The organism is Arthrobacter sp. P1_A5 (assembly GCF_056406825.1).
In genome coordinates this window covers 1-7,293 of sequence record NZ_JBFTZL010000183.1, presented here as the reverse complement: position 1 = coordinate 7,293, position 7,293 = coordinate 1, and the positions used below count along the sequence as shown (strand labels likewise).

Below are 7,293 nucleotides of genomic sequence, written 5' to 3'. Positions count from 1 at the left end.
GGTCGAGGGCGGCAGCGGCGGTGTAGGAGGCAGTGTCATCCTTCGTGGTGAAGTCGAGCACCTGGTCGGCGTCGGACCAGAAGAGCACACGACGCCGGGAAAAGAGGATCATGGGTGCCTGCCCGGAGAGCATGTCGGTGAAGGCGCCATTGAGGATGGAAGTGGCCCGGATTTCGGTGGCATCCAGCCGCTGTGCGAAGTCTCGGCGGAACTGCAAGTTCCGGTTGCTTCGGGGGCGGATTCCACGGTAATCGATGGAGTAATCGGAAGGGATGAAACGCGGTACGCCCACCGCGGCCGCCGCCTCCAGCAAGCGCGATTGGGCGTCGAAAATTGCGCTGTCCACGCCGTTGATCGCGGAGACTATGCAGTCAACATCCGCGCAGGCCCTTCGGAGGCCCGCGGGATCGTCGTAGCCCGCCTGGATCACTTCGACGCCTTGGGCGCGGAGCTGCGCAATGCGCTCCGTGCTGGTTCCTGGCCGTGTCAGGACCCGAACGGTGGCCCCCAGGGCGACCAAATTCTGCAGGATACGCCCGCCGAGATCGCCGGTGGCGCCGGCAAGAAGGACAGTGCCCGGAGTGGGAGTCGTCGGGATCATGGTTCGCACCTCAAGTGTCGGGCGGAAAGGGATAGTGGGCTAAACACTACCAACGGCAGGGCAGCCGCGATTCCCGGGTGTGACTCGATACATCCCCGGGCCGGACTGATCAGCGGAACCGTTGGACGTCGGTTCGCGGGCCGGCTCTACTGCCAGCGGTGGGATTCCAGCGCGCGAAACAGGGGAGCGCCGCCGCTTTTCAGATGGTCAACGGGGCGGGACCCGCCGAGTTCCCGGCAGGGTGTAACCATCCAGACCGCGAAGTAGTTGTGCGGAACCTTCAGTTCTATGGCGCGCTGGAATAGTCCGACGACGGTCGGGTGGAGGTGGCCGCCGGCGACGAATTGGAATCCCGGGCAGAACGTGCCGTCGTCGATGAAGACGCGGACGAGCTGCTGCACTACAGGGTCGGGGTCGTCCATCAGTTCGGCGAGTCGGCGGCGGACCTGTTCCAGGGCGGGCAGCGTGAATTCTGCCCTGATCCCCGCCCAGGTCTGGTCATTGATCGGCTGACGGTTCAGTGTCACCGTTGCCTAGCCGCCATCGCTGATGTCGTCCAGAAGCCACTGGACGGAGCGTGGATTCCGGCGCAGCGTGAAGGTGTGCAGCGCTGAATTCGACCCCAGCCGGGCCTCGACACGCCAGTATTCGATACCGGCCGGGTTGGCGCCGCCAGCGGCGGCCGTGCATCGGGTGCCCCGCCCGGCGTCACCGCCGATCCAGTGCCGGGATTCGGTGGCCGGATCGACAAGCCAGATCCGTCCGTCGTGCCGGATGGCAAGGGGCTTGCCTGCCGGGTCGAGCCGGACTTGAAGGTCAAGGGTTCGTGTGGGGTTTTCGGTGCTGAGGGCCATGGGGTGGTCTTTCGTGGTGCAGTGCTGCGGGGTGTGGTGGCGTTAGGCGGCTTTGACGAGGGGGAGTTCGTCCCAGTGGGTGGTGTAKCKGGGGKAGAGCATGTCCCGTTTCATGGTCCAGTCCGGSCCGCCCCGGATGMCGSCGTGGCCGAGGCCGATGGAGCCGCGCCCGTATCGGCGTGTCACATCTTCCAGGAGGGTTCCGATGTGGCGTTCCTCGTGCGGGTTCTGGAACAGGGCCAGCGGTGCCTGGTTTCCGGTGGGCCGCAGGTCGGTGACCATGATGCCCGCCCGGGCGTATTTGATGCCTTCCTGGATGTGGGGCAGGAGGGCGTGGGCGGCCCGGGTGAGTAGGACGGGATCGGCGGTGGGCATTGGCAGCGGCACGCACACCGAGGGGTAGGAGGTGTCGTTCGGGTTGAAGTGCGAGGTGCCGGCGAAGGCGGTGAGGACCTTGGCCTGGAGGCCGTGTTTGGCCAGCCGTGCTGAAGCCTGCTGGCCGTAGACGGACAGGACTTGCCGCATGCCGGCGGCGGTGGTGATGGGGGTGGCGAAGGAGCGGGAGAAGATGAGCTGGTCCCGTCCGATCCGTTCTTCTTCCATCGGGATGCACGGGGTCCCCTGCAGTTCCAGGACGGTGCGCATCACGACCACGGAGAAACGGTCCCGGATCATCACCGGGTCGGCCCGGGACAGGTCAAGGATGGACTGGAGCCCTAAGGCGTTGAGGCGTTTGGTCAGCCGCGTCGTGACGCCCCAGATTTCGATCACGGACAGCCGGCCCATCAGCGCTTCCCGGTCCCCGGCGGGCACGGAGTCCCAGTGGCAGACCCCGTCGAAGGCCGGGTTGTGCTTGGCCCATTTGTTGGCGAGTTTCGCCAGGGTCTTGGTTCCGGCGATCCCGACGCAGACCGGAACCCCGACGTTGCGCCGCACGGCTGCCTTCATGGTCTGGCCCAGGATCAGCAGGTCCTCCGGCGCGCCTTTGACGCCCAGGAAGGCCTCGTCGATGCTGTAAACCTCCAACCAAGCGCTGTAGCGGCCCAGCAGTTCCATCACCCGGGCGCTGATGTCCCCGTAGAGCTCGTAGTTGCTCGAGAGGGCAACAAGTCCCCATTCCTTGGCCCGCGGGGCGAGTTTGAACCATGGTTCACCGAGGCCGATCCCGAGAGCCTTGGCTTCCGGGGACCGGGTGACGGCGCACCCGTCGTTGTTGGACAGGACGACGACGGGCCGGCCTTCGAGGGACGGGTCGAATGCCCGCTCGGCCGAGGCGTAGAAGCAGTTCACATCCACGTGCGCGATCTGCGGCATCCGCCGCATCGGGGAGGGCTTAGACATGGTGTGCCTCAAACATGGTGCAGGCAGCGGGTCGCGACGCCCCAGATGACCAGATCAGACATGGACGGAACCCGGATGTCCGGGTAGGACGGATTCTCCGCCTGCAGCACGACGCCGGCGGCCGTGATTCGCAGCCGCTTGATGGTCAATTCTCCGTCCAGGACGGCTATGACTACGGACCCGTCCTTGGGTTCCAGGGCCCGGTTGACGATCAGTTCATCCCCGTCGCTGATGCCGGCGCGTTCCATCGAGTCTCCGGAGACCCGCACGACGTACGTGCTGGTGATGTCCTTGATCAGATGCTCGTTCAGGTCAATCCGCCCATCAAAGTAGTCCTGGGCCGGCGAGGGGTACCCGGCCGCGACGGGGACCGGAGAGATCAGCACCGACAGCAACGACATGCCCGCATCTATCACGCGGGGACCGACAACAACGCCCACAACACACCCTTATTCGAATATATGTTCGATAAATTCAGTGTAGCCGGACGTACCGACAAAAGTTGGACTCTGCCCATATCCCTCGGTCGCGTAAGCAGCGCGGTTTCTCCTCAACATCGCAACAACTGACTGAAGGGGTGCTTCTTATGGGACGCTCGCCGCGTCGTTTGCGGAAGATGGGGCCTGCGGGCTTGGTTGAGCGTAGGCGCTGCTATCGGCGTTTGGGCAGCGAGTTCTTGGTGACAGTTGCTCCGTCGCTACCTTAAGATCCATGCCGTCGTGACACAGCCTGCGAAGCCCGTAGCCGCAATTCCCTTAGAACAGCGGCCAGGGCACCGCCGACATCTCACCGCTCGGAGCCGGAAACCGCCCTGCCAAGCGCAACCGTGCGCAGCGCGCGGCGAGCGATGCGATTTCTTCGGCGCTGAGCAAGTCCGCCAGGTTCCGGCCCAGCCCACCGTGCAGTCCTTCGCTGACACGATCGATGCCGTCGCGTTCCTCGGCGGTCAGCGCGTCTCCCAGCCATCCCCACAGCACCGTGCGCAGCTTGTGGTCACGGTGAAAGGTGAGCCCATGGTCCACGCCGTGCCGGTGTCCGTCCGTCATGGCAAGAATGTGGTCGCCTTTGCGGTCGGCGTTGTTGACGACCATGTCGAACACCGCCATGCGTCTGAGCGCTGGCGAGTCTTCGTGAACGAGGGCGACCATCCGTCCGTTCTCATCCCGTCCCTCGAGAACATGTTTCCAGCCCGTCTCCGGCACCTGGTCCGTCGCGACCAGGTTCACGGCGCATCGGGCGGGGTCTTGCTCCTGCCAGAGCTGCACCATTCCTTCGCCCAAAGGACCATCGCGCAGCCAGGTGTGCGGCACGACGTCCCAGCCTAAGACCTGCGAGACCAGGTAGGCGGCCACCTCCCGGTGAGCCAGGGTGCCGTGGGGAAAATCCCACAGCGGACTTTCGCCTGCTATCGGCTTATAGACGACCACCACGTCGCCGATGCTGCCCAGAAATGTAGCGTTTGAAGCCGTCGTGATGCGGCCGGTGAGCGTCAGCTCGGCGGCCACTAGGTCCGGCGCTGGCATCAGACCTCGGGAAGGGTGCAGATGTGCCCGTCGGCGTCTATGGGGTAACCGCAGAGCGGGCACGTCGGACGCCCGGCGCCCACGATCTCACGGGTGCGCTTGGCGAATGCGCGGGCGGTGCCGACCGGCATTCGCACCAGCAGCATTTCGGACTCGTTAGCGCCGCCCTCATCAAGCGGTTCGTCGTTGTCATCAGCATCGACATCGGCGATGGGGTAGGCCTCTATTACGACCTGGGCCGTGGTTGGGTCCCAACCTAAGCTCATGGCGCCGGTGCGAAACTGCTCCTGAACGGCCTCGAGCTGGTCATTGTCGACAAGTTCAATGGGAGTGCTCGTGGGAACGCTGAAGGGGTTGCCCTCGACGGTGATGAGCTGGTCGAGAATTTCGTCGATCTTCTCCGCGAGCAGAGCCGACTGCTGCTTCTCCAGGGCAATACTCACGATCTGCGTCCCTGCGCGCACCTGCAGGTAGAACGTGCGCGCCCCTGGAAGGCCAATGGTGCCGACGACGATTCGATCAGGCCAGGCAAACTCGTGAACACGTGTAGGCATGTCAGTATTTTAGGCACATGAGGTTCATGGCGCCTTTTGCCCTGCACCGCCGCCCACCGGTGCATCGCCAGAGTGGATGCCGTTCGACAGCCACGACAGGTCACCCGCGTCGGTGTTGGTCGCGTAGACGCTCGGCCGACTAGCGCCGTAGCGCACGATCGATACGGAGGCGGGGCCCACGTTAATACGCTGGAACAGGTCAAGGTGCATGCCGAGCGCGTCGGCGAGGATTGACTTGATGATGTCACCGTGACTCACCGCCACCCACACGGCCCGTGGCCCGTACTCGGCTTCGAAGGCTGCATCGTGGCGTCGAATCGCTGCCACCGACCGAGCCTGCATCGCGGCCATGGATTCACCGCCGGGAAAGACGACGGCGGACGGTTGCGACTGCACAACCGGCCACAAATCCTCGGTCGCGAGATCACTGAGGGTGCGGCCCTGCCACTGGCCGTAATCGCACTCGGTGAGATCGAGATCGACCGGCGCGTACGGCGTGCCAGCCTGGCGATCGAGGATGAGCTGGGCGGTCTGCTGACAACGCTCAAGAGGGCTCGACACCACCCCGACTACGGGCACGGCCGCGAGCCGGTCTCCGGTCAGAGCCGCCTGGTCGCGCCCGATCTGATCCAGGCTGACGCCGACGGCCCGACCGGCCAGCAGTCCAGTGGCATTGGCTGTGGTGCGGCCGTGCCGCACGAGAATAACTGTGGCCATCCACCCAGCCTAACCACCCGGTCGACGGCGGTGTGCACCGTACCGGGTCGCGCGCCGAACAGGCAGATAAAGCCCTGGCGGAACCCTTCAGGCGCGCCGACGCGCTCAAAGCCGCCCAGACGGAGCGCAGGCACCCTCCCTGCGGTTGCTGATTTGAGCCGAATTGGGATGGGTTTCTTCACTGGATACCGTCAAGTAGCGCGGTCAGATGGTTCGCGGTTGCTCACTTCAACAGCATGGAACCGTTGATCGGGGTGCTCCGGCATTCTGATTCCGGTGATAGCGCCGTCGATGTCATCAGCTGATGGCTGGTCCGATCCGCCGTCAGGCTTGCAGAGGAATCCCTGGGTGAATAGTGCGTCGGTGTTCACCCTGCGGATCTTGACCTCGTCGATGGTGAGGCCTGTGCGATCACCCATTGAGAGCCCCCGTCAAGCTGTGTAGGCGCAGTAATCCTCGGAGACTTGGCCCCGCTCGCGACAGAGGTGAGCTGCGTGGCTAGAACTAGATCAGGATTCTGTTCACGGGCGGCATTTTCTCAAGAAGTTATGGGCCAAGGCAACACAGTGGACACCGGCCTGAGGCCAGATMCTCCGCGGTTTCCCTGGCTCTGGCCGGCCCCTGCAGTGATCGTCATCGTCGGCACGGTCATAACAGGCGTGATCAGCTACCCGTCGATGCCCGACGCGCTCGCGGTCCACCAGGGCGCGAACGGCGCGCCCAACCGGCTGGCAGCCAAGTCGGTGGACTCCGCGTTCTCTCAGGTGTTCGTGCAACCCGGTGTGACCGGGTTGCTAGTGGGTCTCGCGGCGGCCACCTTCCACAGCCGGCCCGACCTCGACCCGGCGCGCCCGCTGGCCTCGGCGCGCTGGTACCGGCAGGACATGTCACTGGGCGTCAAAGCGCTCGTCGGGCTGGTCGCGATGATCGACGTGGGGATGCTGGGCTCGTCGCCGTTGATGTGGACCGGGACGGTCACGCCGTGGGCAGTGGGCGGGACTGGTGGTCACGCTCCCGATCCCGGCCGCCGTCGTGGTTGGTGTCGTGGTCCTGGCCAGGAACAACCGCGAGCGCGATGAGGGTGAGAAGGACACAGTGCTGACCCACCGGGACGACGACAAGTACTGGCGCGGTGGCCTGGTCTACATCAACCTCGAAGACCACTCGCTGATGGTTCCGCGACGGTTCGGACTGGGGTGGACGCTCAACTTCGGCAATCCAAGGTCAGCGATGCTTCTGGACGGCGCCGCGGGCGCCCCAGCGTCCGGCGAGTGACCTCCGAGGACTAAGGGTCGGCCTGTCAGCGGATTACCCGATAGCGCACGTGCGTGACGAGGCTGGAACCGCTCACGTCCGTCGGCTCAAGCTTGAGGTCCGTCACGCCGTCCAGCAACCGCTCACCCGCTCCCAAAACTATGGGCGCAATGTGGAGCCGCAGCTCGTCGATCAGCCCCGCCGAAAGGAACTGTCGGGCGGTCTGCGCTCCTCCGGCTATGGCCACGTCCTTGCCGCCAGCGGCCTTCCGCGCCTGGGCCAAAGCCGACTCGATCCCATCGGCCACGAAGTTGAACGTTGTGCCGCCCTCCATCTCCAAGGGCTCGCGGGGGTGATGGGTGAGAACGAACACAGGTGCGTGATACGGCGGTTCCTCACCCCACCATCCCCGCCACTGCTCATCCCATGCCCCTGGACCGGCGTACATG

At 64.9% G+C, this 7,293-nt stretch carries 12 protein-coding genes; 2 read left to right on the top strand and 10 right to left on the bottom strand.

From position 1 onward, the window contains the following. The 9 genes from AC1D1S_RS17810 to AC1D1S_RS17770 all read right to left on the bottom strand — a co-directional run. The coding region (locus tag AC1D1S_RS17810) for an NmrA family NAD(P)-binding protein (RefSeq protein WP_476995078.1) at nucleotides 1-601 on the bottom strand (601 nt) is incomplete at its 3' end. 146 nt (nucleotides 602-747) lie between these two features. Beyond that, nucleotides 748-1,128, bottom strand: a complete 381-nt coding sequence (locus AC1D1S_RS17805) for a hypothetical protein (RefSeq protein WP_243177512.1) — start codon at nucleotides 1,126-1,128, stop codon at nucleotides 748-750. A 6-nt stretch (nucleotides 1,129-1,134) separates the two neighbouring features. Next, nucleotides 1,135-1,455, bottom strand: a complete 321-nt coding sequence (locus AC1D1S_RS17800; RefSeq protein ID WP_476995077.1) for a hypothetical protein — start codon at nucleotides 1,453-1,455, stop codon at nucleotides 1,135-1,137. 42 nt (nucleotides 1,456-1,497) lie between these two features. Next, nucleotides 1,498-2,796 (bottom strand): Y-family DNA polymerase, encoded by a 1,299-nt coding sequence (locus AC1D1S_RS17795; RefSeq protein ID WP_476995076.1) that lies wholly within the window; start codon nucleotides 2,794-2,796, stop codon nucleotides 1,498-1,500. Nucleotides 2,797-2,804: 8 nt separating this feature from the next. Continuing rightward, a complete protein-coding gene (locus tag AC1D1S_RS17790; RefSeq protein WP_223916267.1) occupies nucleotides 2,805-3,236 on the bottom strand; it encodes a LexA family protein in 432 nt (143 codons plus the stop codon). A gap of 315 nt (nucleotides 3,237-3,551) precedes the next feature. Next, nucleotides 3,552-4,319, bottom strand: a complete 768-nt coding sequence (locus tag AC1D1S_RS17785; protein WP_243177517.1) for an SCO1664 family protein — start codon at nucleotides 4,317-4,319, stop codon at nucleotides 3,552-3,554. Beyond that, nucleotides 4,319-4,873: a DUF3090 domain-containing protein gene (locus AC1D1S_RS17780; RefSeq protein WP_243177520.1), complete on the bottom strand. Its 555-nt coding sequence runs from the start codon at nucleotides 4,871-4,873 to the stop codon at nucleotides 4,319-4,321. Before AC1D1S_RS17780 ends, AC1D1S_RS17785 begins: the two co-directional genes overlap by 1 nt. Before the next feature lie 24 nt (nucleotides 4,874-4,897). Beyond that, a complete protein-coding gene (locus AC1D1S_RS17775) occupies nucleotides 4,898-5,590 on the bottom strand; it encodes an MSMEG_4193 family putative phosphomutase (RefSeq protein ID WP_476944496.1) in 693 nt (230 codons plus the stop codon). A gap of 191 nt (nucleotides 5,591-5,781) precedes the next feature. Then, the gene (locus tag AC1D1S_RS17770) at nucleotides 5,782-6,009 is read right to left on the bottom strand and encodes a hypothetical protein (RefSeq protein WP_476995075.1); all 228 of its coding nucleotides are present in this window, start codon (nucleotides 6,007-6,009) and stop codon (nucleotides 5,782-5,784) included. A 207-nt stretch (nucleotides 6,010-6,216) separates the two neighbouring features. Here AC1D1S_RS17770 and AC1D1S_RS17765 point away from each other — a divergent pair, with 207 nt between their 5' ends. Together AC1D1S_RS17765 and AC1D1S_RS17760 are read left to right on the top strand one after the other, a co-directional pair. Next, the gene (locus AC1D1S_RS17765; RefSeq protein ID WP_476995074.1) at nucleotides 6,217-6,669 is read left to right on the top strand and encodes a DUF1648 domain-containing protein; all 453 of its coding nucleotides are present in this window, start codon (nucleotides 6,217-6,219) and stop codon (nucleotides 6,667-6,669) included. Continuing rightward, nucleotides 6,635-6,865, top strand: coding sequence for a DUF5808 domain-containing protein (locus AC1D1S_RS17760; protein ID WP_476995073.1), 231 nt, complete (start codon nucleotides 6,635-6,637; stop codon nucleotides 6,863-6,865). Before AC1D1S_RS17765 ends, AC1D1S_RS17760 begins: the two co-directional genes overlap by 35 nt. Before the next feature lie 25 nt (nucleotides 6,866-6,890). Here the strand turns inward: AC1D1S_RS17760 and AC1D1S_RS17755 are convergent. Further along, nucleotides 6,891-7,293, bottom strand: a 403-nt coding sequence (locus AC1D1S_RS17755) for a dihydrofolate reductase family protein (RefSeq protein ID WP_476995072.1), incomplete at its 5' end; no start/stop codon positions are given.

What these genes read in the sequence shown, in the direction of transcription:
- AC1D1S_RS17800 (WP_476995077.1), bottom strand. Translation starts at nt 1,455, where the DNA reads ATGGCCCTCAGCACCGAAAACCCCACACGAACCCTTGACCTTCAAGTC.
- AC1D1S_RS17785 (WP_243177517.1), bottom strand. Translation starts at nt 4,319, where the DNA reads ATGCCAGCGCCGGACCTAGTGGCCGCCGAGCTGACGCTCACCGGCCGC.
- AC1D1S_RS17780 (WP_243177520.1), bottom strand. Translation starts at nt 4,873, where the DNA reads ATGCCTACACGTGTTCACGAGTTTGCCTGGCCTGATCGAATCGTCGTC.
- AC1D1S_RS17775 (WP_476944496.1), bottom strand. Translation starts at nt 5,590, where the DNA reads ATGGCCACAGTTATTCTCGTGCGGCACGGCCGCACCACAGCCAATGCC.
- AC1D1S_RS17770 (WP_476995075.1), bottom strand. Translation starts at nt 6,009, where the DNA reads ATGGGTGATCGCACAGGCCTCACCATCGACGAGGTCAAGATCCGCAGG.